Below are 24,793 nucleotides of genomic sequence, written 5' to 3'. Positions count from 1 at the left end.
TATGAGAAAGATTATCGTCATCACTTTTATGTCTATGGACGGCGTTATGCAGGCGCCCGGAGCCCCCGAAGAGGACCGCAGTAATGGCTTCAGATGGGGCGGCTGGATGACGCCTTATTCCGACGACTTCACAAATGGGATCATGAACGCACTCATGTCTCAGTCTTTTGATCTGTTGTTAGGAAGACGAACATATGAGATATTTGCGGCTTACTGGCCTTTTATACAGGATCATAGTATCGCCGACAAGTTTAATAGTATCCATAAGTATGCAGTGTCCGGCAAACCAATGGATCTGAGCTGGGAAAACTCCACGCTGATCACCGGCGATGTAGTGGCCGGGCTCAGGCAGCTCAAACAACAGGAAGGTCCCGACCTGCTGGTGCACGGCAGCAGCAAACTGGTACAAACTTTACTGGCGAATGGTTTGGTGGACACACTCACCGTATGGACCCTCCCGTTAACCATCGGTGAAGGCAAACGGTTATTCCGGGAAGGGACCCAACCGGTGGACTGGAAATTAATGGACGTAAAAAGCTCCCCGAAAGGAGTGATCATTGCCAGCTATGAACCGGGAGGAGAAATCAAACCGGGCTCGTTTGTAGGGGATAACCCCAGCGAAGCGGAGCTGGCAAGACGCAAACGGGTAGCGGAAGGCGGATGAGCGGTTACATCGTCCCGTACAGCTGTATTTCTTTTACCGCTATCCTGCTGCTTTCTGGCTGGATACCGGTAATAAGATAACGGACATATCTTACCGCTGTGCGATGGAAAAGCACCGGCTGATAATTTTGCCCGGATACCCGTTCCGTGCTCTTTACACTTATCCAGTCGCTGCCATTGGCAGATACCGCGATACTGTAAGTGTACCAGTCGCTGTCTTTCCCCCATACTACGCGGCTGCCGCTCAGCTGGTATTCATTTTTCAGATCCAGGGTAATGCTGACAGGAACACTTCCTGCGCCGGATATCCATCCTGTGGCGGTGTTGCCGTCAATAACCGCGTTAAGACTTTCATCCGCAGGCTGAACAAAACTGGCCTTGCCGGCGAGTTTAATTTCCCGGAGCTGTTTGGCGGCAATAGTATCCGTATAATAGGCAGTCATTGTTTTTTTATCTTCGTGTATCCATGGCCGGTGGATACCGTCTTTTACATATTCATAGGGTGTTGCGGTGGTTTTAATCACCTTACTGCCTGAAGCCATGCCGGCGCTCTTTACGTTGATATATATGTTTCCTGCTGTAGCAGTGTGGCGGATAACGCCATAGGCAATGCCGCCTTCCGTTTTCTGCAAGGCAATACCCGCAGCCGGAATATTTCCGCCTATGAGGGTGCCTTGTCCTGATACACTGATCTGAACAGTATAGGATTGCCCGGCGGTTTGATTAGATACAAGTGTGCCGTTCCGGTCGCATACCTTCACATAAAACGGCGTCATAGAAAAGCCGTCGGCGGTGGAAGTGGCAGCGCCGGCAGGAATTTCAATTTCCAGGTGATGAGGCGCGCCGGGTGTTTTTACAATATGCGTGCAGATGGCTTTTTCATTCAGGATACCGATGGCTTTCAACTCTCCATGCTCGTATTTCCCGGTGTGGAAAACAAAGTAAGGGCTACCGCCTTTGGCCGCTACAAAAGGAGCGGTACGGGCATTTTGCGTCCTTGTTATTTCGCCGCAGAATTTGTTGTTCCGGTAAAGTTGTACGGCATCACAGTTAGAGAATATCATGATGGAACTATCCAGTGCTGGCTGGTTATTATAGCTGCCAATGTATACCATTGGGCCATATGCAGGATTGCGGGCATCCTGCATTGCCTGTAGCTGGTAGTAACTGAACTTTTCATAGCGGTCAAGATCGGTAACGCCGCTGAAAGCGGTGATGGGATCGGAGCCACGGGTGTAATCATTGTAGCTCCATACAAAGTAGCCACCAATTCTTGGATTGGCATCCAGTCCGCCATGATCCCAATAGCCGCCCAACGCTTCGGATGTTTCACCATTCAACGCATTTTGCCGTAAAATACATTGGTTGATCAATCCTTTCTCTGTGTACATCCTGCTGGCGCGCAGGCTGTTTTCTTTTTCAGCATCGGCCATCCAGCTATCTCCCCACTCACGGGTAATAAACGGGCGTGATGGCATAGGGTCGGTGCCATCTTCATTTACCACTTTGTAGGAAACGTTGTAATGGTCTTTGCTGCGTGCGTTAAAATCATCGGCTACAAACAGTTGGTTGCCAGGCATTTCAGCCCGTGCGGTTTGTACGGCTTTTTCCATCCATGCTTCGCTGGTGGGTGATTCATTCAGGGAAGTTTCCCACAGGAAAACAGATGGGTGGTTGCGGTCGCGGCGGATCATCTCCCGGATGTCGTGGTAAGTGTTTTCAACGAAGAGGGAATCTTTGGAAAAAAATTGCCATCCTGGCTCACACTCAATCACCAGTAAACCTGTTTTGTCGCATGCATCCAGGAATGCGGGCGATGCGGGATAATGGGCGGCCCGCACGGCATTGAACCCGCCCTTTTTCAGTTGAAGGGCATCCCGGTATTGCAGGTTGTCTGTGGCGGCATCACCGGTGTATTCGTACGCCTGGTGCCTGTTGGCGCCGCGCAGGTATAATTTCGTTCCATTGATATAAAAACCGTCGGCAGCGAAAGCGATGTTTCGTATACCCGTATAGGTGATCAGGCTATCCACTGGTGCATTGTCTTCATAAACAACAGATACCAGGCGATACAGGTAAGGATGATCCGGATGCCATAAATGAGGAGCGGTCACCGTCAGCGATTGCCGGATATCTGTATCTGCCTGTGCAGGAATGGGCTGTTCAATGGCTGCTGTTGCTACCGGCATGCCACTGGTATCAATCAATGTCGTTTTCAGCGTGGTATGTACCGGTTTACCGGAAGCATTCACGATATTGGTTTTTACCGCAACAGCTGCAGCGTTTTTGCCAACGGAAGGATAGGTGATAAATATGCCGCCACCGGCTACCTTGTTAGCTTCCAGTGGATGGGAGATAAATACTTTGCCGGTAACCGTCAGTGACACATTTCTATAGATGCCGCCAAAGTAATTGAAGTCGAGCTTCGACTGCGGCTTTCCGGGGGGGATCTGCGGGTTATCTTTATTGGATACCCTCACTGCCAGCACATTGTTTTTTTCAAAATCCACATACGCGCTGATGTCCACTACAAAGCCCATGTAACCACCTGTATGGGTCGCTATTTTTTTACCATTGAGATACACATCCGCAGTGGTTTGCACGCCTTCAAAACAAACAGTGATCCTTTTATTGCGGAAAGAGGGAGGTACTTTAAAATATCTCCTGTACCAGCCGATGCCCTGGTACACGGCATTGCCGCCGTTGTGCTTTTTTTCAATACGCATTACGTGCGGAATGCTGATGCCCGCCCAATTCTTGTCATTAAATGTTGCCTGCTCCGCCCCGGTGATATCGCCTCTTTGAAAGGCCCAGTGGGTATTGAAGTTAAGAACGGTTCTGCTTTGCTGGGCGCATAAGGTAAAAGGACAAATAAAATAAACCAGCAGGCCGGTAATGAAACGATACATGTGAATACTTTTTAAGCATAAAAAAATCCCGCTCATCTTTCAACTCGCGGGATTTTTTTTGATTGTTACAGTTGTATTAGTAGCCTGGGTTTTGTGTCAGGTTTTTGTTGATATCTCTTTCTGTTTGCGGTACCGGCCAGAGGTAATCCCTGTTTTCCACAAAGGTGCGCTGCTCAACGGTGACGTGATCTCCGCTGAGGGTAAGCTTGCCGTTGGCAGGATCTACAGTACCCAGTCGTGCGCCGTATACGGTGCCGGATCTAACGGCAGTGCCTATCTTCCAGCGTTGAATATCGTACCAGCGTAAGCCTTCCAGTGCCAGTTCCACCCTGCGTTCGCGTCTTACGAGCGTACGCATTTTATCAACGGTGTTATACACGGTTCTGTCTACCACTGGCATGCCAGCGCGCTTTCTGATGGCATCTATTGCATCATACACGGTATTGTCAATAATGCCTGATTCAATTTGTGCTTCGGCATAAGTGAGCAGTATTTCTGCGTAGCGGATTACGATCATATTCAGCCCGGTGTTCCACATATCCGTATAGTCGGACAGGTTAGACGTGAATTTTTTCGGGATGTAAGCTGTTTTAGAATTGTTATCCCCATTATAATAATCACCGGAGGTATTTTGAATAGAGTTGTAGTATTTACCTTCATACAACTGGCCGGGACATACGATTGTAGCTGTTAAGCGTGGATCCCTGTTATTGTACGGATCATTTTCGGAATAGCCGGATGTTGGATCAGTAATAAGTTTGCCGTTTTTCATTTCGTAAGCGTCTACCAGCGCCTGAGTGGGATCCAGCGAGCCCCAGCCACCAAAGGAGGAAGAAGGCATTACGCCGATGTCGGCATTGGAATAGTCATTCTCTTTATACTGCACATCGAGGATCACTTCTTTATTGTTTTCGTTCTGTATACGAAACAGGTTCTGATAGTTTGGAAAGAGTTCATAACCCAGGGCCATGATCTTTTTACAATCAACGATACAGGCGGCGTAGTTTTTATCATACAATTCCAGCCTGGCCTTCAGGGAAATAGCCGCGCCCTGAGTAATACGTCCAACGTCGCTACCACTGTAGCTTGCCGGGAGGGTAGGCGCAATCGCTTCCAATTCGTCCAGTACAAATTTGCGTACTTCGGTAGCGGCTGTGCGGGAAATGGTATTAGCTTCTTCACTGGTAATAGTGTTTTTGACCAGCGGTACATCACCATAAAGCTGTGACAGCGTGAAGTACTGATAAGCTCTCAGAAAACGGGCTTCACTTTTAAACTGCGTTTTTAAGGTTTCGTCGATCGGTGTTTTGTCGATGTTTTCCAGGAACCAGTTGCATTTCTGAATGGTGGTATAACTCCAGCGCTTGGAGGCACTGGTATTGGCAGGCGTAATGTTGCCATTGCCATAATCCGTATAGCCTTCCCAGTAATACTGGCTGTACATATTATCGCTCACAGCGTCCATATAAAGGATGGTATAGTCAATTTCCCATTCTTTATAACAGCCATTGAGTGCAGCGGTTGCATCGTTCTGCGTTTTCCAGAGAACGTCGTTGTTATAGGCATCCAGTGGCTGCCTGTCGAGGAAATCTTTATTGCACGCAGATAGCAGTGCAGCAGAGAAAAATATTATATAGAGAATGTTCCTTTTCATGATGTTGATTGCTTTTCGTTAAAAACTAACATTTACGCCAAACGTGTGCACTTTCACCTGCGGGTAGTAATAGATACTGCTCGTAATAGATGCTTCCGGATCTATCCAGTTATACAGGCCGTCGAAGGTGAGGATGTTTTGCCCGCTGTAGTAGAAACGTACTTTGTTGATGCCTATCCGTTTTACTATTCTTTCCGGCAGTGTATAACCTACCTGCAGGTTTTTAAGGCGCAGGTAAGATCCGTCTTTCACCCAGAAGGAAGACGGCGTGCCGCCGGGATCATTCTGCGTATAGCCATTCCAGATGCGTGGTAGCGCGGCTGAAGTGTTTTCCGGTGTCCAGGTATCCAGTAAAGCGGAAGTAGGTTTACCAGCAGAAGAACTTACACTGCCCAGTTTACCGGCGTCGATGTATGTTTTTACGCCAGCAGCGCCCTGCAGGAAGATATTCAGGTCTATATTTTTCCAGGTACCGCCCAGGTTCAGGCCAAAGGTTACTTTCGGGAAGTAGTTGCCGAGGTATACTTTATCGGCGCTGTTAATAGTATCATTGCCGTCCTTGTCTTTGTATCTCAGATCACCGGCAGCCGTTCTGTTGGATTGATAAGGCGCTTTGGTCACTTCATCGGCCGATTGGAAAATGCCATCTGCTTCATATCCATACAGGGAGTTGATCGGATAACCCACCTGTTTAAAGGTATAGCCGTCGATAATCGGCCCTGTTCCGTGAAGATCGGTTACTTCGTTGTTGATAAAGGCCGCGTTTACGGCAGCATTGTACTTGAAATCACCTGCGTTGCTGGCATAGCTCAGTGCAAACTCCCAACCTTTGTTGATGACAGAACCTGCGTTTTGAACCGGCGCATTCAGGCCGTATACGGCGCCAACCGGTACTGATAACAGGATGTCGGAAGTGCGTTTATGAAAATAGTCGGCAGTGAAATTCAGTTTCCCGTCCAGGAATCCCGCATCAATACCCACGCCTGTGGCGGTGGTGCTTTCCCATTTGATGTTTTCGTTGGCACCATTAACCGGCGCTACACCAGCGGCAATAGCAGCCGCGGTACCACCAAAAGTATAGTTCTGGCTTCCGTTGATAGTGGCAATATACGGGTAGTACGGATAGCTTGGGTAATTGACATCATCTTTACCGGTAATGTACTGGTTACCCAGCTGTCCCCATGAACCTCTTATTTTAAGATTGGAAACATATTTCTTCAGTGGTGTGAAGAAGTCTTCCCTGTCTAAATTCCAGCCAGCGGAAAAGGAGGGAAATAAACCCCACCTGTTGGCGGGAGAAAAGCGGGAAGAACCATCATACCGCAGATTCGCTTCAAACAGGTACTTACCGTCGTAGTCGTAGTTTAACCTGCCAAAATAAGACTGAAGCGCCAGTTCATAAGAGTAACCGGTGGCTTTCTGTCCGTCGGTAGAACCAAGATTAATATCGGTTAACTGGTTATTCAGGAAGCCTTTCCGGTAGCCGTCATCAAAGCTGAACTTGGTGAGCTCCTGGGAATAGCCACCCAGTATTTTGAAGTTATGTTTACTGAAAGATTTGGTGTAGTCCAGCAATGCCTGCTGTGTAACCGTATTGCCGAAGGTGTTTTCGTCGGTTACGTAGCTGGGCCCCTGGTAAAAAGTTTCATTACCGGCAGCATCATAATATTGCTGGTCAGCAATGAACTTCTTGTTATGAGCGATCTTCATCACATAAGCAAGGGAGGGTTTAAAATGCAGTCCTTTCACAATTTCCCAGTCTACGCCTACATTACCTATCAGGTCATAATTATTGTATTTATTCAGGCTGTTCCCTTCCAGCCACGCCATCGGGCTGCCATCTGAAATATAGCCGTAGTGGCCATTTTCATATTTATAAGGAATGGTAGGGGAGATGCGGTTGATCTGTCTTACCAGCTGCGTAAAATCGCCGGTGTAAGGATTGCTGGGCTCATTTCTGCCGGAAGAAGTAAAGGCGATATTGCCGATTACTTTTATTTTATCGTTGATCTCAGATGTAATATTCAATCTGCTGGTGTAACGTTTGGCATTTGTTTTTTCCATGAGGCCATTCTGATCAAATACACCTAAAGAGAAAGCATATTGTGTATGGTCGCTGCCGCCGGAAACACCTACATAGTGGTTCTGTTGTAAACCGCTGCCCTGGTAAAACAGGTCGAGCCAGTCGGTGTTAGGATAGTTAAAAGGATCAGAGCCATCTTTGAATTTCTGGATTTCTGCATCGGTCCAGCGTGCTGCTTTTCCTTCATTGCTCAGTGCCTGGTTATATAAAGTGGCAGCTTGCCAGGAAGGTAAAAAGTCCGGTAAGCCGGTGGCTTGTTGTTTACCCACATACCCGGTATAGGTAACCTGTGGGGGACCTTTCCTGCCTTGTTTGGTGGTAATGAGAATAACGCCGTTGGCTGCACGGGAACCATAGATAGCGGCAGATGCCGCATCTTTCAGTACCGATAAGGTGGCAATATCGTCGGGGTTAATATTATTAAGACTACTCAGGTTGGTAACTACTCCGTCTACCACAATTACCGGGTCGGCATTGTTTAGCGTACCAATACCCCGGATACGGATTTGTCCTGCATCACTGCCCGGTTGTCCGCTCTTGGCGGCTGTGACGGTGATACCTGGCATCGTACCCTGCAATGCGTTACCCAGGCTTGTTACCGGCCTGTTAGTCAGTTGCTCTGTGGTGATAGAAGTAACGGCCCCGGTGAGGTTCGCCTTTTTCTGCGTGCCATAACCTACTACCACAAATTGTTTCAGCGCACTTACATCCGGCGCCATTGAAATATTGATCTGTGTTTTTCCGGCTACCTTGATTTCCTGGGTGATGTACCCGATGCTGGTTACCACCAGTACCGCGTTGTCCGGTACGTTGGCCAGCTGGAAGGTGCCATCCGGTCCGGAAACAACGCCTTTCTGGGTGCCCTTGATAACGATGGATACACCCGGAAGCCCTGCCCCGGTTTCATCTGTCACCTTTCCTGTGATGTTGGCGGCAGGTGGGGCCGTTACCGGTGTTGCTGCCGGTTTTTCATTTTTTGTAATGAAGATGGTATTGCCCTGGATTTCAAAGCTCAACGGCTGCTGGCGCAATACTGCTTCCATCGCGGCTTGCGGCGATGCGTTTTTTATGTCTACCGAAACAGGATTACTGTTTTTCAGATCCTCTTTATCGTAAAAGAAAACATACCCCGTTTGTGCTTTAATAACGTTCAGCACTTTCTGGAGACTCACCGCCTTGGCGGAATAAGTCACCGTTTGGGCGCTGCCCTTAGCGCTTACCTGCAAGGCAGCAAGGAGCAGCATAAAAGAAGTTAGCTTCATAACTAACAGTGTTTTGGTTGAGAGCCCCGCAAATTTCCAATATCTGCGGGTACCGGAATTACAAATAGCCTTAAGTTGCATACTTTTGCAATGTTTGGTTGAATTAATAAATAATGTTTACCGACTTGTTTGTTGATTAAATTGAACGACGGCCGGGGTAGGACGCCAATCTCAGCCCCGGTTTTTATTCAATGCGCATGGAATGCCAATGGCGATAGCCTGGTGTTTTTCATTGTTCCCAATTTTCATTGTTCATTGTTCATAACTATGGTTGGATAACGATCCGGTTACCATTCTCAATTCTATATTTAATTCTTGTTTTTGTAAGTCCTTTTAACACCTGCGATAAGGTGAGGTTCCGGCCTATTTCCCCGGTGAATACACGCTGAGGAATCTTGCCTTCATATGTTACTTCTACATTGTACCAGCGCGACAGCTGCCGCATTACAGCCGGAAGATCCGCATCATTAAAGGAGAAAAATCCGGCTTTCCAGGCCAGCACCTCGGATAGATCCGCATGGTCCAGCACCTGGATAGACTCCCCCTTTGCCGCCACCCTGGCCTGCTGCCCGGGTTTCAGCATTTGCTGTTGCTGTTGTACACTTACCCGCACAGATCCCTGTACTAAGGTAGTATTGATGCTGGCTTCGTCTTTATATGCGTTAATATTAAAATGCGTACCCAGTACGTCGATGGTCGTATTGCCTGCCTTTACGCGGAAAGGCATCTTTTCATTTTTCACCACTTCAAAGTACACTTCACCGGTAACGGTTACACTTCTTTCGTTGCCGGTAAAGGCAGTGGGATAACTGATGGAAGAGGCGGCATTCAGCCATACGCCGGTACCATCGGGCAAAATAAGCTGGTATTGTCCACCCAAAGGGGTACTCATGGTATTATATAATACTTTATCCTCCGAACTGCCGGAGCCATTGTAAGCCAGTTGCCCGTTATTCAGCTTGGTGATCCGGGTATTGCCCTGTTGCGCCAATACGCCATTGCCTGCACTGTCGAGGGGGATTTGGGTACCATCTGAAAGCGTAAGTACCGCCCTGTTGCCGCCCGGTGCAATATCCTTTACGGGGGAAGTAGCCACTACAGCCGTGGGAGGGGCTTGCTTTGAAAGATAATAAGCGCCCGTTGCCAGCACAACGATACAGGCAGCAGCCCACCAGTAGCGTTGCAGGAAATAGACCCGGTTCGGGGTTGAGGGCAGCATTTCCGGCTGCTGCGCAAGCTTATCGGCGGCCAGTATTTCTTTGACGGCCTGCTGCCAGTAGTCGCGGTCGTGATCCGCATGGGCAGCAGCTTCCATTGGCCAGTTCGCATGAAACGCATCCAGCTGGCGGATTATTTCCCCCGACTCATCTTCACTGATCAGTTGTAACAGTTCCCTGTACTCCCCGGTGGTGGCACGACGCAGCCGTACCTGTTCCAATAAGTATGTTAGTCTTTCTGATGTGGACAACGGCCTCGTTTTAAAGCATTCGGAATTCAGTTGACATATACGGGGACTACCCAATTACAGAAAGCCCCCTGCATATACGTACCGTCAGCAGCCAAAGAGTACCTATGTCTTTCAAAAAAAAGTTAAGAAAAATATAAAACACCCCACCCAAGCAGGAATAGCGGGAGGGTGATGCCCTGGCTGGTCAGGTATTCCCGGATAGATTTGAGGGAACGGACCAGGGAATTTTTAATGGTTTGGGGGGAGAGCTGTAATTCACTGGCAATTTCGGCGACTTTAAGATCCTTCTCCCGGCTGAGTAGGTAGATCTTTTGCGCCTGCGGCGGCAATTGCAGGATAGCCTGCTTTACCAGCAGCGCGGTTTCAGAAAAAGCAATATTTTCTTCGGTAAGATTGGAGTGGTCAGTGCTTTCGCGGGTAATGATCTGGCTGGCCTTATTCCGTACGCCCTGCTTCTGCAACCAGCTGTAGCAGCGGTGATACACCATTTTGAAGATCCAGTTATGGGGAACCACTACCTCTGTCAGCTTCTCCCGGCTCAGCCATATGCCCAGGAATATTTCCTGTATGATGTCTTTCTCCGGCCCTTCTACCTGTATAATACGGGCAATTACCGGCCTGATCTTCGGCACATAGAGGTGGAATAATGCTTCAAATGCAGATTCATCCCCCCCGGCAATTTGGTGGAAAAGTGCAGTTTCATGTACAGTGTCATTATTCATCCGTTAGATCCAGTTCCCCTTAAAAGTAAATATCACCCTATCGCCGTTAAACAGACGAATCAAGTGGTGTGACCGATATCGCAAAGTACAAAAAAATCGTGGTACCCTGCCGGGCGCGCCTTCGGCGCGGAAATTGTCTGGAGCAGGATTAGGTTGATTAAGCTTATTTTTCTGATTTTATTTTTTTTGGATTTTTCGGTCAGTTTTATCAAATTAATTGGCCTGTGTTAATGATCCATCACAATTACATGGGCTGTTTTCTTTTTAGTGGAAGCCATTAACAGCAAAGGAAGCGCTGCCAGGAATATAATGCCTACCAGTAAAAAGGCGTCGCTGAAACTTAGCAGGGTGCTTTGTTTTATCACGGAGCTATCCAGGAGTTTCAATGCTTTATGATGGGCATCTGTTGCGGTAGCGCCTTTGCTGAGAAAGAAGTGCGCGTAGCTGCTTAACCGGTTGGTCACCTCAGGGTTATCGGTAGTGAGGTTGCTCACTAGATCCGACCGGTGCTGGGCGTTCCGGTTGGCGAGGTAGGTGTTCACCATGGCGATGCCGAAGGAGCCGCCCAGTTGCCGCATCATATTATTTAAAGCGGCGCCCTGCGGAATATCTGCCGGCGTCAGTGAGGATACGGCCAGGGTGGTAAGGGGAACCGTTACCAGTGCCAGTCCTACGCCCCGCCAGATGAGAGAAGTAGTAATAGTGGCGGCGCCGGCGTCCTGGTTCAATGCCGACATCTGCCAGCTGAATAGAATAAATAATCCCATTCCCGCTACAATAAGAAACACCGGCGAAACACCGCGCTGTAGCAGCCTCGCAGAAATAATGAGCCCACCTATGGCTAAGCAGGCGCCGGGCAGCAGGAGCATACCTGTTTGCAGCGGTGTGAAATTAAGCAGTCGCTGTGCAAATACCGGCGTAAGAAAAACAGAGCTGAAAATGCCCATGCCGGAAACAAATGTCAATATCGCGGCAATGCTCAGGTTCCTGCTTTTCAGCACCCGCAGGTTTACCACCGGGTCTTTGATCCGCAGTTCCCACCACACAAATACCAGGATGGCGAAAGTGGCGATCACGGAAAGCCAGGTGATATAGGGCGCTTCAAACCAGTCGTCGGTTTCCCCTCTTTCCAGTACGGTTTGCAATGCGCTCACGCCAACGGCCAGCAGGAGGATACCGGTCCAGTCGATCCGCTTGGCCGCAGGCACATTAGCGGGTTCTTTGAGGAGTATATAGCAGAGTGTTGCCACTGTAATACCTATGGGTACGTTGATATAAAAGATCCAGGGCCAGGAATAAAATTCGGTGATATAACCGCCGAGGGTGGGGCCTATCGTGGGACCAATAAACACGCCTACGCCAAAAAGTGCGCTGGCTACATTTTGTTTTTCTTTGGGAAACAGTTCAAAGATGATCACCTGCGATACGGATAGCAGCGCGCCGCCGCCGATGCCCTGCAGGAAACGGAATACTACCAGCATCCAGATGTTGGTGGCCTGCCCGCACATCAGTGAAAAGAAGGTGAAGGCGACGATGGAGCCGATATAATAATTACGCCGGCCCAGTTTCGCGGCGAGAAAGCCCGTGATGGGAATGATGATCACGTTGGCAATGGCGTAGGCAGTAATGACCCAGGAAGTGTCTTCCAGCGTGGCGCCGAGGTTGCCACTCATATGCGATAAGGCTACGTTTACGATAGAGGTGTCTATCAACTCCATGATGGCCGCTGTAATCACCACCAGGATCAGTACTGTCCGTTTCATTGCTGCTATTTAATATACCGGTTGGTATATTATTATATAAATTTTTTTATTCGCCACCGCCGTTTACAGCGGCTAGTGCGGCTGCAGGATTGCTGAGTGATAACTGGTAGATCAATTCGGTATTGCCCACACGGATTTCATATTCATTTTTTCCGAGTGCAGTTACAAGATCAGCAGCCACCTGTGAAGGAGGGATCCCGTTAATGCCGCCTATCTCCTGTGAAAAATCGGTATTTACCAGGGGAGGCATCAGTTCAAAGATGTGCAGCTTAGGAAAGGTGACCCGCATGGATTGGGTGTAGGACCGGAGCGCAGCTTTGGTAGCGGAATAAGTGGGTACCCGTACGCCCGGTGCAAAGGCAACAATGGAGGTTACATTTACAATGGCGGCTTCCGGCTGCCGACTGAGTAATGGCAGCAATTTTTCGGTGAGGCGGATCACCGAAAAGAAATTAGTATCCATTTCTTCCGCTGCTTTTCCGGCGGCATCCGCGTTGTCCGACAACTCATAGGCAAATGCACGGCCTGCATTGTTGACCAGGATATTTAAAGACGGATATTCCTTGTGCAGGGTGGCTGCCAGCTGGGTCACTGCTTCATCGCTGGTTACATCGCTCACGATGCCTTTCACGCCCGGCAGTTGTTGCGTGGCCTTTTCCAGGCGGGCGGCGTCCCTGCCGGTGATGATTACCTGGTTGCCCTGTTGTGATAATTGCCTGGCTATTTCCAGTCCGATACCTGCGCTGCCGCCGGTAATAAGTACAGTATTTCCTGTTGTTTTCATGTGTTTGTTTTTTATACCAATCGGTATATTTATAAAGAAAAAAAAGTGTTATAGTGTGTCTATCATTTTTCCAACCGACTGCATAATAGTATTACGGTAGTTTATCTTACCGGTTAATTTGGCAATCATAATGCAACCCTCAATGGTAGCGATCATGGTGAGTGCAGTTTGTTCGGCATTTACGTCTTCACTGAACTCCCCTTCGGCTTTTCCTTTTTCGATCAGCCCTGTAATAACGCCCTTCCAGGAAAGGATGGCATCTGCGGCTTTTTGTTTCAATAAAGGATGCGTGTCGTCTGCTTCCACTGCTGTATTGAGAATAGGGCATCCGCCGGCAGGGAACGGGTGTTTCAGGAAGTTCTCATATATATGCACATACACCATCAGCTTATCCCTGCTGGTTGTTTTTTTGTCCATTTCCTGCCGGATAATGGTGTTTACTTTCTTCAGGTTGTAGTCGAAGCATGCCAGGGCCACTTCATCTTTGTTAGCGAAATTGCCGTAAATACTTCCTTTTGTCAGCCCTGTAGCATTCGTCATATCATTCAAAGAAGTGCCGGTGTAGCCCTTCTCATTAAAAACAGGGGCCGTCATCTCCACAATAAACTGTTTTGTTTTCTCTGCCTTGTTCATATCCCTCTTTCTTTTGACAAAGCAAAAATATACCATTTGGTATAAAATAAAAAATATATTTTGTGGAGAAGGGAAACGGTTCATGGCTCAGTTCCTATTCTTGTCCATCTCGCAGCTTATTATAACGTGAAATTTATCCAAAGGATGGGGAGTTGTGTCGACAGGTGTGTCTGCTCCGGTAAATGAACGGACGATTTTTATGGCATTTCTTCCGGTGGCCTGGTTGTTGTTGCGGACCATACAGCAACAAAATGGCCTTTTGGCTGTTTTAACAACACAGATAAAAGGTCATATTATGAAACATATCGTTATCATTGGTGGTGGATTTGCAGGCGTTAACCTGGTCAGGAAACTGGCCCGCAAAGAGGAATATACCGTTACACTGGTAGACCGTAACAACTATAACTATTTTCCCCCGCTGGTTTACCAGGTGTCAATGGGCTTTTTAGATCCTACTGATATTAGTTATCCGTTCAGGAAACTGTTGCGCAAAAACAAAAACGCACGTTTTGTGATCGGTGAATTTCAGAAAGTAATACCGGAAGAAAAAAAAGTAATACTCTCTACCACTGAATTGAAATACGATTACCTGGTACTGGCTTTTGGCACGTCTACCAATTATTTTGGCATGGAAAGCGTACAGCGGCATGCGAAGCCGGTGAAAACAGTGAACGATGCCCTCGAACTGCGCAACCATTTCCTGCAGGTAATGGAAAAGGCAGCGCTTACCACCGATCCGGAAGAAAGAACCAGGCTGCTCACCATCGTTGTAGTAGGGGGCGGCCCTACCGGAGTGGAAGTATCCGGCCTGCTGGCGGAATTGAAAAAGGAAGTGGTGCCGAAAGACTATCCCGAAATAGCGGGGAAAGGATTTGAATCGCATATTTACCTGGTAGACGGCATCTCCAAAGTACTGGCCGCCATGAGTGACCAGTCGCAGCGGGACGCCTACGATGCCCTCGTTAAAATGGGTGTGGAAATAAAACTGGGTATGCAGGTAAAAGATTATGTGGATGATACCGTGATCTTTTCCAACGGAGAAACCATTGCCACCAAAACGGTAGTATGGGCGGCAGGAGTAACGGCAACTGTAACGGAAGGCATCCCGGCGGAATGTTATGGTCGCGGAAAAAGACTGATCGTAGACGAGTTCAATGAGATAAAGGGCATGAAGGATATTTTTGCAATAGGCGATATGTGTATACAAACCACCGACCCTGCTTTTCCCAACGGGCATCCGCAGCTGGCGCAGGTGGCTATACAGCAGGGTAGCCACCTCGCAGAGAATTTCCTGGCGCTCGCAAAGCAGGAGAACCGTAAGCCGTTCCGTTATTACGATAAAGGTAATATGGCTATCATCGGCCGGAATAAGGCCGTGGCAGACATCCCCAAACCCAAACTCCACTTCAAAGGTTTTATTGCCTGGTTTATCTGGCTTTTCATTCACCTCACCTTTCTGATCAGTTACGGCAACCGTGTCAAAACACTTTATAACTGGCTGATCGCTTACTTTACAAAAGATCAGTCGCTCCGGTTAATATTGAGGCCACTGAAAAAGGAAGAGATCAGTTAAATGTCAGTTACGGCTATAACTTATAATAGTTTTATTTACATTCGGCTATCAGAAGATCCGAACTGCTGCAGAGGATATATTTTATCGAAGAAAAATGTAAAGGAGATGAAATCTGATCCGGATGAAAAAAGGATAATACTGGATGCAATAACTTCAGCATTTAAAGATGTTCCGGGCATAGTGGCTATTGTGCTGGGAGGCTCACAGGCGGCAGGACAAGCCCATGAAAAATCAGACCTGGATATCGGGCTGTACTACTTTGAGAAACATCCTTTTGATACAGAAAGTATCAGAAGAATCGCCAATAGTTTTTCCATACAGGGTTTGCCACTGGTTACCGGTTTTTATGAATGGGGGCCCTGGGTGAATGGCGGGGCATGGATCACAACAGCTGCCGGAAAGGTAGATCTGCTCTATCGCAATATCGACCAGGTACAACAAACCATTACGGATGCCGCCAATGGTATCTGGCATCATAACTTTGATCAGCAACCGCCTTACGGATTCAGATCAGTGATTTACTTAGGTGAAACACAGGTTTGTAAGCCTTTATTTGATCCAGAAAACATTATCAGGAAGCTTAAAGATCAGGTTACTACTTATCCCGCTAAGCTGAAACAAACCATTCTATCCGACTGTCTCTGGCTGGCGGAGTTTACATTAATACAATGTTATGCTTTTGCGGCTGCAGCGGATACTTATAATACCGTTGGTTGTTTTACAAGAATTGCCAATTATCTTACCCACGCCTTGTTCGCAATAAATGAAACGTATCCGCTGGGCGACAAAAGAGCCATGCGGCTAATAACAGCTTTTAACCGGTCGCCTTTTAATGTAGAAGAAACACTCAGTAAAATATTGGGGCATGCTGGTACAGGGGCACAGGAGTTAATGGCAAGCACCGATCTGTTAAAAGCGCTATGGATGGAAACCGTAGCTTTGACGGAAGGACAATATCAGCCAAGATTTCAGGTTGATACTGCGTAAATTTAAAATAATGTAATTATGCATAAGCCAGTTCAGTATGAAAAAGGGATGTACGTTGGCGCAAAAATAAAGGAACGGACATTCGGTGCTATTATTACCAGTGAAACCGCTTTTGTGCCTGATATGAGTTCCGCCTATCACTATCACGCTAATCCGCATTTTTCTCATATACTGGCAGGTGGAAGCAAAGAGATCCGGAACGGTAATTCCGATATACAATACGCCGGTAAGGGACTGTATTATTATCCTGGCATCGTACACCAGAATGTTGACTACCGCCCCGGCACACGCATATTTAATCTTGAACTGGATGCCGCATTTTTCAACACCTTCGGATTATCACTTCCATCGGCATCCCTGATGTTTGAAGATAGCAACCAGCTTAATACCACCGGGCTTATCAGGATTATGAAAGAACATTACCTGGATGATGCAGACTCGCCGATGGCGATAGACCAGCTATGCATTAACCTGGTGCATCCCGGTAAAGAAGGAGAGGCATATTTCCCCGAATGGACGAAGAAGATAAAAACAGTCATGAATGATTATTGGAATCAGCCACTGTCGCTTTCCCTGCTGGCAACCCACCTGGAACTTCATCCTGTGACCATTTCAAAATATTTCCCCAGGTATTTCGGCTGCTCAGCAGGTGAATACCTGCGGCGCATTAAAATAGAACGGGCATTTCCTTTAATAAAAAAGGGCAACTATTCGCTTACGGAAATTGCCTATGAGTGTGGTTTTACAGACCAGGCGCATTTTACCAAAACGTTCCGGCATGTAACGGGTTTGCTTCCTAAGCAATACAGGAGCATCTGACAACAGGCTAATTTTATACAATTTTTTACTCCCCATGCCTACTAGCTTTGCCCGGTAAACAAAGCAGTCATGTCTGAAAAAAGAAAAGTAAGGTGGTTCATCCTGGTAATAGTGAGCATATTAAATGTTACCGTCGCCGGAGCCCAACAGCGCAATGAAAAGCTGCACCAGCTATTTGATAACTACTATAATGAACGCCAGCAACTGTTCCCCACAGAAGCTACATCAGCAGGTGATCACCGTTACGACGACCTCCTGCCGGAATATGGCGCCGGTCCCAAGGTGGCTGTTGCCGGAAAGTTCTACGGGAAATACCTCGAGGCATTGAAACAGGTTAACCGCACCGCATTAAATACGCCGGACAGGATCTCCTATGACATCCTGAAATATATCCTCAACACCGGCCAGGAATCATTGCAACTGCACCTGGAATATATGCCGATGAACCAGTTTATATCTACACCACTGGAACTGGCACAATTCGGATCGGGAGGTGGCGCACAACCTTTTAACACGGTAAAGGATTATGAGAACTGGTCAAAACGCATGACGGCGTTCATGGCCTGGACAGACACCGCCATCGCAAACTTTAATAAAGGTATCCGTGCAGGTATCGTACTCCCTAAAGCGCTGGTAGTAAAAATGATCCCGCAGATGGAAGAACTGGCGGAAAGGGACACCGCTAAAAATATCTTTTATAAACCCCTGTCGCAGTTTCCGGCCTCATTTACAGCGGCGGAACAACAACGGATCACTACATTATATCACCAGGTGATTACCGCCAGCATGATCCCCGCTTACCGGAAACTGGCCACCTACCTGAAAGATACCTATCTACCCGCCGCACAGGATCATGCAGGCTTGTCTTTTCTTCCAGGTGGAAACAGGATATACCGGTATTATCTGCGCATGTATACCACCTCTCCAGGTCTTACCCCGGAAAAGGTGTACCAGACCGGATTAACAGAAGTAGCGCGTATTACCGGGGAAATGGAAGTCATAAAAACAAAGGTGGGATTTAAAGGTTCTTTAGCTGATTTTTTTCATTACCTGAGAACGGATGCGCGCTTCATGCCTTTCAAAACGCCGGAACAGGTGCTGGAAGCATACCGTCATATCGATGAAAAAGTGCAGCCAGGGTTGACTGCATTATTTGGTCACCAGCCTAAAACTCCTTTTGTGATCAAAAGGGTGGAAGCTTACCGCGAAGCCTCACAGGGCGGCCCCTTTTATATCAAGGGGAACCTGCAGGAAAATATACCAGCTGTCTTTTATGTGCCGGTTCCCGATGCAACAAAAATCAACGTTACCTTCCAGGGCATGGAAGCCACCTTTATCCATGAGGCAGTACCCGGTCATCATTTTCAGATATCATCCCAGCAGGAAAATAGTGATATACCGGCATTCCGCAGGCAACCGGCTTTCTATGCCTACTTTGAGGGATGGGCATTATACTGTGAATCACTCGGAGAACAATTGGGTTGCTACACAGATCTTTACCAGAAGATGGGCGCATTGAATATGGAAATTCACCGGGCGGTGAGACTGGTAACAGATGTGGCTATTCATACCGGTAAAATGACCCGCGAGGAAGCTATCGTCTATATGATGCAGCATGAATCTATCAGTGAACCGGTTGCCACCGCCGAAGTGGAACGCTATATGGCTATGCCGGGACAGGCACTGTCTTACAAGACCGGGGAACTAAAGATCAAAGCGCTGAGAGATAAATTTGCAGCAAAGCTGGGCGGTAAATTCAGCCTGAAAGAATTCCATGATGCCCTGCTCGGATACGGAGATATGCCGTTGAATGTGCTCGAAGATTATATGAACAGCTGGGCGCAAAGCTATAGCGGAAAATAGCAGGTTATTGGAAGAAAACCGGCCAGACAGTGTTTAAACTGTTTGGCCAGTGTATTTTAATTAAAAGCTGACCGTTACTTCGTTTACCAGCAACCGGTTTCCCACTTTACTTACTTTCCCGCCGGGCGGCGTAAATACCAGTACTGCCGGGCTGCGCCCCGGTAACACCAGGTTGTAAGCCTGTTTCACTTTGCGGGCAATAAACTGCCGGGTAATCGTATTATAAATATCCACCGGCTGATCACCCACATTTATGGTGACTGTTTTTTCTTCCGCGTAGGGATTATAGTAAAGATAGGACGGGTAAGCTTTCTCCCTGAAAAAATCTGTGGCCAGCAAATTCAGTTGTAATATACCTGGTACCGTGGTGGTACGGATAATACTGCCGAAGATTCCTGCATGCCCGCTGCCGTATACGCTGAATTGCGATACATCGGGATTTCCTTTGGCCCATTGCGGGCCATCGCCCTGTGCTACCGGCGCTTTGAGGTGTGCATATTCAGGGTAAGAGGAAGTATGGATAATGCCTTCATAGCCAATCACACCTTTTGTGATAGCAGCTTTTTCCGGGATAGTTTCATGCTCATCGGGCATGTACTGGGTATAGAAGAAGCGGGCGGCATTGCTGGCATTCAGCATCCATTTGCCTACGGCGGCGGCATAGGAAGGATCATAGCGTACCATGGCTACGAGTGGCCACGCGGCATCAAAAGTATTCATGAGAAAGCCGTAACCGCCCCTGTCTGTTGTGCTGCCCACAATACCTGATATGTCAATGCCATTCCAGTTGCCTGTCAGCACGCCCCATCCCTGGCGGCATTGAGGGTCGCCGTTAAATGTCCATTCCATAAATTTTTGCACATTGAAGTGTTGGCCCTGTTCTGCATTTAGTCTTGCTGCCATATAAGCGCCAAAAGGCATCAGCACTTCATAGTTGGTATTGTGTGGCTGCTGTTCCAGCGTTTGCAGGGCCTTTATGGCGTGCTGCAGGTAGCGTGGGTCGCCAAACTTTTTGTAGGCGGCATATAATACGTAAGCATGACCGGCAGCGGCGTCCTGTTGTTTACAGATCTGGTTATCTTTTGGCTGCATTTGTGCATAGTCGAAAAAGGAATGATCATAGTTGCCGTTCAGTACCGAATCTGCCGCGCAGAACTTTTCCGCAATGCGATGCGCCAGCGTATCAAATCCCGGCATGTTGGGATAATGATCATAGATGCCATAAAAAAGAACGTTGGGATATACATCATACCACCAATCGCGCCCATAACCACCGCCGAGTAAGGCTACTTCCGGGCAGGTATTATTCATCATAATATCCCAGCCTGTTTCACGGTTGAAATAATTTTTTAGCATCGCCACATAGTTAATACCCTGTTGCCGGCTTTTGTCAACACCCACCAATGTAGCACCCAGCGTGGCGCCCATGGTAGCCAGCGCTTCATGGAAGATTCCCTTGTGATGCAGGGGACCCTGGCGCTGATCGTCCATCGCAGTATAAAGCCCTACTACCGGCTGATCAAAATTGTGCCGGCTGCTATCCCACCACACCAGTGGCCAATGTGGACCCGTGGTGTTAAAGTTGTAAGCGGTGCTGTCGAACTGCCGGGCCAGGGCATACCAGTCTATGATCTGTAGGGGCTGCGGCATATCGGCCATGGAGTCCAGGCGGGGCAGGTGTTGCTGCACTACCGGCGACGGCGTAGTTGTTTTACAGGCCATCCATAGCAGGCAGAGTACGAACCCCGTTGTTGTTAATTTTACCATGCTTATAAAATTTATACGACTACAGTGGTTTTTTCAGTAGTTTCTTTGATCAGCGCTTTTCCTTCTTTGATAATACTTTTGCCTACCGCAATGGAAAGTAGTTGCAGTATGGCAATGATAATGATGGCATACCGCAGCGCCACTTCGGTGGAGAAGTAGTAAGCCAGGAAAATAAAGGTACCGGCGCCCAGGAAGCGACCGGCATACAGGCCTACTTCATGATTAAGGATATAGGCGTATACGTTACGTTTTTCTTTTTTGGAAAGAATATCAATCACGTTGAATTGAATAGGGAAATAGGCCATGTCGAGCAGCGGTTTTGCCAGCAAAAGGAATAGCATGAAGATTACCACGCCCGTGGCGTTATAAAAGGCGCCGTTGAAAATAGCCGCCAGCGCAAAACATATGAGTCCTCCTGCAAAAATGGTGATCCGGTGTTCCGGTTTCGCCGCCCTGCCAATAATATACATCAGCACCGCGGCAATGATGGCGCCCACCGATTGGGCGGTGCCTAATGCCCCTTCTTTTCCCAACAGCAACATGATCAGCATAGCCGGCGCCGTTACCAGGTAACCCTGTGCTAACCCCTTCAAAGATGCCAGCATCAGCAGTTTGCGCCAGTAGGGGTGGAAGCGCAGGTACAGGAACGTTTTTTCGTCCGGGTTGTGGAACTGCCCCCTGAAGCATACTACCGAAGCAAGGATGGTGATGATAAATACCAGCCCGGTAATAATGCGGTAGGCATTGTTGACATTGATTTCACCGCCGGACTCTATAAACCAGCCGATACAGATAGGCACTACTACGGCGATGATAGTATAAAAGAACGTTTCAAGACCATAGTAATAATTGCGGTTTTGATCATTGGTGATGGATAACGCCAGGTAGTCGCGATTGGCCCAATAGAAGCCAAACGACATGCCCATAATAATACCCGCAATTCCAATACCGGTGAGGTCCAGCGTTTTGAGCGACATCATCACGATCATGGATACGCCGCTCAGCAGCATACCGGCCGAATACAATGTTTTAATGTTGAAACGGCTCAGCAAAAAACCATTTAATAAGAAAGTAAGTGGGATACCGGTGTAAATGGTGAGCTGATAGATCACCACTTTCGTAGGGTCGTTAGAGTTACGCATCACATAAGCCGCCACAAATATGTCGATCACCGGCAGTACGAGTGCATAAATCATATTGGTGAGCACCAGTATACGGAAGTTTTGCGGCTGCTGGTTGAAATGTTTTATTTCTGCAGAAAGGTTTTTGAGCATAAGTTGTTATCTTTTTAAGGATGAAAGTATTTCCCCGATAGAAAACCTTGCAGCGCATACTACTTCGTCGGCAGCGCCGTAATAGATGGTGACTTCATTGCCTTTCACAATATGCCCGTTTGTAAAAACCACCTGCCCGAAAAAGCCGGTAAGCTCGTAAGGGGCTTCGGGTATCATAATAGGATCATCGCTGCGTGCCAGCACTTTGGATGGATCGTTAAGGTCCAGCAAAACGGCGCCCAGCCCGTACTGGTGCTTTTCATTGGCGCCGTGATAAATTTCCAGCCATCCGTCTGTTGTTTTAATGGGAGACGCACCGGCGCCTACCCTTGCACTGTCCCAGTAACCCGGGCGGGTCCTTATTAAGCATTGGTGCTTTCCCCAATGCACCCCATCCGGCGATTGTGCCAGCCAGATGTAGTTGCCGCCAAGATCCACGCTGCTGGGCCGGTGCAGGGCATAGTACCTGCCGTTTATTTTTTCATCAAATAATGCACAGTCCTTATTATGCGGAGGTATGATCATGCATTGATCTGAAAATGTTTTCCAATCGCGGGTAGTGCGCATGCCTACTCCCACACCATTTGATGATACTGCGGTGAAGGTGAGATAATAGGTGTCTTCTATTTTTGTTACCCTGCAGTCTTCCACACCAAATGCTTCCAGCGGTCCTTCTCCATGCAGCTGAGGATAACCTTCAGGCTCGTGGAAGTGAATGCCGTCTTCGCTGCAAAACAGCCGCAAATGGGAAAGCGTGGTGAGGTAGTCGTCGCCTTTATAACGGAGTATCCGCGGGTCGGTAGCATCCAGGTGCGGATCATTTTTAAAGATTTCCCTGATTTCTATTCCGCCATTGAGCAGTACAGGAAATGAAATGATATCATGCTGTTGTTGCGGCCTTTCTGCTACGCGGATGATCAGCCATATTTTATTGTCGTACTCAAAAACGCCCGGGTTCAGCAAACAGGCTACTTCCAGGCCTGGCCTGCTGGGCCGTACATCCGACGGTTTCAGCAATGGATTTTCGATAAAGCGGTTAGCGGTAACCTGGTTCATATTAGTAGCCGGTGTTTTGATTAAGTTTCAGCAGGTCTGCTTCTCTTTGCGGGATAGGCAACAGCTTATTAAAAGATTGCCAGCCATTGCCATAGTCCTTGTATCCTTTCAGGGGATCGGCATCCGGGGCTTTGGCCAGTATGGTCTGCGCCAGGTTCCATCTTACCAGGTCATAATAACGATGGCCTTCCATGGCAAGTTCCACGCGTCTTTCATGTTGGATGGCGGAAAGGAGCGCTGTTTTATCATTGGCGGTAACAGGCGGCAGGGCAGTAGCCGGGTTGGCTGCATACTTGCGTGCCCGGGCCCTTATTCTTTCCAGGTCGGCGCGTGCATCGGGGAATGCACCGAGGTTAGCATGACATTCGGCTTTCCACAGTATTACATCACCCAAACGGATATACGCAAAGTCTACTCCGCCATCATCGATGGGGTTTACATTGCTCATAAACTTGCGCACATTGAAACCCGTTACCGGCGACCAGGCCGGATCGTAGTTGCTGCCATCGAGGTATTTATCGCCTGCCTGGAAAAGGGTGGCGGCCCTGCGGGGATCACCGGTTTCAAAAGCATTTACAAGGTCTTTGGTAGGAATTTCAAAGCCCCAGCCTTTGCCCTGTGGTGCGAATACAGCATTTAGTACAGATCCCTGGGAAGGTGTTTTGCCGGCATCATGACGGGCAGCAAAGATGATCTCACCTGCCTTTTCTCCAACACCGTTAAAATTATCTTCATAATGATCCAGCAACTGGTAATTACCTTTTTCCACTTCCGCAATCTGGTTTAAGCAATCCTGCCAGCGCTGCCGGTACAGGTAAGTTTTGGCCAGCAGGGCGTGCGCGGCGCCGGTAGTAGCCCGTTGGTAGTTATCAGCATCATAGGTGGCGGGTAACATACCGAAGGCTTGTGCCAGATCACTTTCTATCTGTTCATACACCTGTGCCACGGGTGTGCGCACGGTATTATCGGTCATATTTTTTTCAGGCACCAGCAAAGGGATATCGCCAAAGTTGACCACCAGCCGGAAGTAATAAAAAGCGCGCAGAAAATAGGCTTCGCCTTTCATCCGTTTCAGCAACGCCGGATCCAGGCCGGGAACGCCGGCGCCGTCCTGCGCCAGCAGCGTGTTACAGGCGTCCACCCCTTTATAGTTAAAACGCCAGATGCCCAGCACATTATTATTTTCCGGGAAGATGCCAAAGGTCTGCATCCGCCGCATGTCTTCCTGGTCGCCCAAACTACCGCCGCCTTTCACCGCATCATCACTCATCAGATCGCCTATTACCCAATCGCGCGGTATGCTGCTACCATCATCCCAGCCCCAGTCGCCGCGGAAACGGTTGGTAATGGGCAGATATGCAGCATCAGTAGCCATTACAAAATCATTGGCCTCTGTAAAAACATTGCCGCCTGTGAGCTTTCCCTGCGGGAATTTTTCCAGCTGCTTGGTGCAGCTTACTATACTAACGGCAATTGATATAATAACAACTAATTTTTTCATGGTGTGTTGATT

17 protein-coding genes are annotated in these 24,793 nt (G+C 48.2%); 5 read left to right on the top strand and 12 right to left on the bottom strand.

Annotated elements, in window-relative coordinates; all coding sequences use genetic code 11:
• Window position 1 precedes the first annotated feature (1 nt).
• The gene (locus ACLHR0_RS00395; RefSeq protein WP_436484212.1) at window positions 2-664 is read left to right on the top strand and encodes a dihydrofolate reductase family protein; all 663 of its coding nucleotides are present in this window, start codon (window positions 2-4) and stop codon (window positions 662-664) included.
• Window positions 665-668: 4 nt separating this feature from the next.
• Here the strand turns inward: ACLHR0_RS00395 and ACLHR0_RS00390 are convergent, their stop codons facing one another.
• The 8 genes from ACLHR0_RS00390 to ACLHR0_RS00355 form a co-directional block, all read right to left on the bottom strand.
• The gene (locus ACLHR0_RS00390; protein ID WP_436484211.1) at window positions 669-3,572 is read right to left on the bottom strand and encodes a glycoside hydrolase family 2 TIM barrel-domain containing protein; all 2,904 of its coding nucleotides are present in this window, start codon (window positions 3,570-3,572) and stop codon (window positions 669-671) included.
• A gap of 76 nt (window positions 3,573-3,648) precedes the next feature.
• Window positions 3,649-5,226, bottom strand: coding sequence for a RagB/SusD family nutrient uptake outer membrane protein (locus tag ACLHR0_RS00385; RefSeq protein WP_436484210.1), 1,578 nt, complete (start codon window positions 5,224-5,226; stop codon window positions 3,649-3,651).
• Window positions 5,227-5,244: 18 nt separating this feature from the next.
• A complete protein-coding gene (locus ACLHR0_RS00380; protein ID WP_436484209.1) occupies window positions 5,245-8,571 on the bottom strand; it encodes a TonB-dependent receptor in 3,327 nt (1,108 codons plus the stop codon).
• A gap of 265 nt (window positions 8,572-8,836) precedes the next feature.
• A complete protein-coding gene (locus ACLHR0_RS00375; protein ID WP_436484208.1) occupies window positions 8,837-10,039 on the bottom strand; it encodes a FecR family protein in 1,203 nt (400 codons plus the stop codon).
• A gap of 122 nt (window positions 10,040-10,161) precedes the next feature.
• A complete protein-coding gene (locus ACLHR0_RS00370; RefSeq protein ID WP_429045893.1) occupies window positions 10,162-10,761 on the bottom strand; it encodes an RNA polymerase sigma factor in 600 nt (199 codons plus the stop codon).
• Window positions 10,762-10,988: 227 nt separating this feature from the next.
• Entirely contained in the window at window positions 10,989-12,524 is a 1,536-nt protein-coding gene (locus ACLHR0_RS00365) for a DHA2 family efflux MFS transporter permease subunit (RefSeq protein WP_436484207.1), read from the bottom strand.
• A gap of 46 nt (window positions 12,525-12,570) precedes the next feature.
• Window positions 12,571-13,308, bottom strand: a complete 738-nt coding sequence (locus ACLHR0_RS00360) for an SDR family oxidoreductase (RefSeq protein WP_436484206.1) — start codon at window positions 13,306-13,308, stop codon at window positions 12,571-12,573.
• A 48-nt stretch (window positions 13,309-13,356) separates the two neighbouring features.
• The gene (locus ACLHR0_RS00355; RefSeq protein ID WP_436484205.1) at window positions 13,357-13,941 is read right to left on the bottom strand and encodes a TetR/AcrR family transcriptional regulator; all 585 of its coding nucleotides are present in this window, start codon (window positions 13,939-13,941) and stop codon (window positions 13,357-13,359) included.
• Between the two features lie 295 nt (window positions 13,942-14,236).
• Here ACLHR0_RS00355 and ACLHR0_RS00350 point away from each other — a divergent pair, with 295 nt between their 5' ends.
• The 4 genes from ACLHR0_RS00350 to ACLHR0_RS00335 all read left to right on the top strand — a co-directional run bounded on the left by ACLHR0_RS00350 (window position 14,237) and on the right by ACLHR0_RS00335 (window position 19,183).
• The gene (locus ACLHR0_RS00350; protein WP_436484204.1) at window positions 14,237-15,514 is read left to right on the top strand and encodes an NAD(P)/FAD-dependent oxidoreductase; all 1,278 of its coding nucleotides are present in this window, start codon (window positions 14,237-14,239) and stop codon (window positions 15,512-15,514) included.
• Between the two features lie 105 nt (window positions 15,515-15,619).
• Window positions 15,620-16,501 (top strand): nucleotidyltransferase domain-containing protein, encoded by an 882-nt coding sequence (locus tag ACLHR0_RS00345; protein ID WP_436484203.1) that lies wholly within the window; start codon window positions 15,620-15,622, stop codon window positions 16,499-16,501.
• Window positions 16,502-16,519: 18 nt separating this feature from the next.
• Window positions 16,520-17,320, top strand: coding sequence for a helix-turn-helix domain-containing protein (locus ACLHR0_RS00340; RefSeq protein WP_436484202.1), 801 nt, complete (start codon window positions 16,520-16,522; stop codon window positions 17,318-17,320).
• A gap of 69 nt (window positions 17,321-17,389) precedes the next feature.
• Window positions 17,390-19,183, top strand: a complete 1,794-nt coding sequence (locus ACLHR0_RS00335) for a DUF885 domain-containing protein (RefSeq protein ID WP_436484201.1) — start codon at window positions 17,390-17,392, stop codon at window positions 19,181-19,183.
• 60 nt (window positions 19,184-19,243) lie between these two features.
• On the opposite strand, the gene ACLHR0_RS00330 is transcribed toward ACLHR0_RS00335, so the two are convergent.
• From ACLHR0_RS00330 to ACLHR0_RS00315, 4 genes are read right to left on the bottom strand one after another with little or no spacing between them, the layout of a single operon-like run.
• A complete protein-coding gene (locus ACLHR0_RS00330) occupies window positions 19,244-20,950 on the bottom strand; it encodes a hypothetical protein (protein ID WP_436484200.1) in 1,707 nt (568 codons plus the stop codon).
• A gap of 11 nt (window positions 20,951-20,961) precedes the next feature.
• A complete protein-coding gene (locus ACLHR0_RS00325) occupies window positions 20,962-22,224 on the bottom strand; it encodes an MFS transporter (protein ID WP_436484199.1) in 1,263 nt (420 codons plus the stop codon).
• Window positions 22,225-22,230: 6 nt separating this feature from the next.
• The gene (locus ACLHR0_RS00320) at window positions 22,231-23,280 is read right to left on the bottom strand and encodes a glycoside hydrolase family 130 protein (protein WP_429045911.1); all 1,050 of its coding nucleotides are present in this window, start codon (window positions 23,278-23,280) and stop codon (window positions 22,231-22,233) included.
• A gap of 1 nt (window position 23,281) precedes the next feature.
• Window positions 23,282-24,781, bottom strand: a complete 1,500-nt coding sequence (locus ACLHR0_RS00315; RefSeq protein ID WP_436484198.1) for a RagB/SusD family nutrient uptake outer membrane protein — start codon at window positions 24,779-24,781, stop codon at window positions 23,282-23,284.
• Window positions 24,782-24,793: the final 12 nt, after the last annotated feature.

This window comes from Chitinophaga sp. ARDCPP14 (genome assembly GCF_051362515.1).
GTDB lineage: Bacteria > Bacteroidota > Bacteroidia > Chitinophagales > Chitinophagaceae > Chitinophaga.
Note: the sequence above shows the minus strand (reverse complement) of the source record. Positions and strands in the feature narration are given on the sequence as shown.

Bases quoted from the DNA above. Each gene is read 5' to 3' on its own strand.
- ACLHR0_RS00395 (WP_436484212.1), top strand. From the start codon at position 2: ATGAGAAAGATTATCGTCATCACTTTTATGTCTATGGACGGCGTTATG.
- ACLHR0_RS00390 (WP_436484211.1), bottom strand. From the start codon at position 3,572: ATGTATCGTTTCATTACCGGCCTGCTGGTTTATTTTATTTGTCCTTTT.
- ACLHR0_RS00385 (WP_436484210.1), bottom strand. From the start codon at position 5,226: ATGAAAAGGAACATTCTCTATATAATATTTTTCTCTGCTGCACTGCTA.
- ACLHR0_RS00380 (WP_436484209.1), bottom strand. From the start codon at position 8,571: ATGAAGCTAACTTCTTTTATGCTGCTCCTTGCTGCCTTGCAGGTAAGC.
- ACLHR0_RS00370 (WP_429045893.1), bottom strand. From the start codon at position 10,761: ATGAATAATGACACTGTACATGAAACTGCACTTTTCCACCAAATTGCC.
- ACLHR0_RS00365 (WP_436484207.1), bottom strand. From the start codon at position 12,524: ATGAAACGGACAGTACTGATCCTGGTGGTGATTACAGCGGCCATCATG.
- ACLHR0_RS00360 (WP_436484206.1), bottom strand. From the start codon at position 13,308: ATGAAAACAACAGGAAATACTGTACTTATTACCGGCGGCAGCGCAGGT.
- ACLHR0_RS00355 (WP_436484205.1), bottom strand. From the start codon at position 13,941: ATGAACAAGGCAGAGAAAACAAAACAGTTTATTGTGGAGATGACGGCC.
- ACLHR0_RS00350 (WP_436484204.1), top strand. From the start codon at position 14,237: ATGAAACATATCGTTATCATTGGTGGTGGATTTGCAGGCGTTAACCTG.
- ACLHR0_RS00345 (WP_436484203.1), top strand. From the start codon at position 15,620: ATGAAATCTGATCCGGATGAAAAAAGGATAATACTGGATGCAATAACT.
- ACLHR0_RS00340 (WP_436484202.1), top strand. From the start codon at position 16,520: ATGCATAAGCCAGTTCAGTATGAAAAAGGGATGTACGTTGGCGCAAAA.
- ACLHR0_RS00335 (WP_436484201.1), top strand. From the start codon at position 17,390: ATGTCTGAAAAAAGAAAAGTAAGGTGGTTCATCCTGGTAATAGTGAGC.
- ACLHR0_RS00330 (WP_436484200.1), bottom strand. From the start codon at position 20,950: ATGGTAAAATTAACAACAACGGGGTTCGTACTCTGCCTGCTATGGATG.
- ACLHR0_RS00325 (WP_436484199.1), bottom strand. From the start codon at position 22,224: ATGCTCAAAAACCTTTCTGCAGAAATAAAACATTTCAACCAGCAGCCG.
- ACLHR0_RS00320 (WP_429045911.1), bottom strand. From the start codon at position 23,280: ATGAACCAGGTTACCGCTAACCGCTTTATCGAAAATCCATTGCTGAAA.
- ACLHR0_RS00315 (WP_436484198.1), bottom strand. From the start codon at position 24,781: ATGAAAAAATTAGTTGTTATTATATCAATTGCCGTTAGTATAGTAAGC.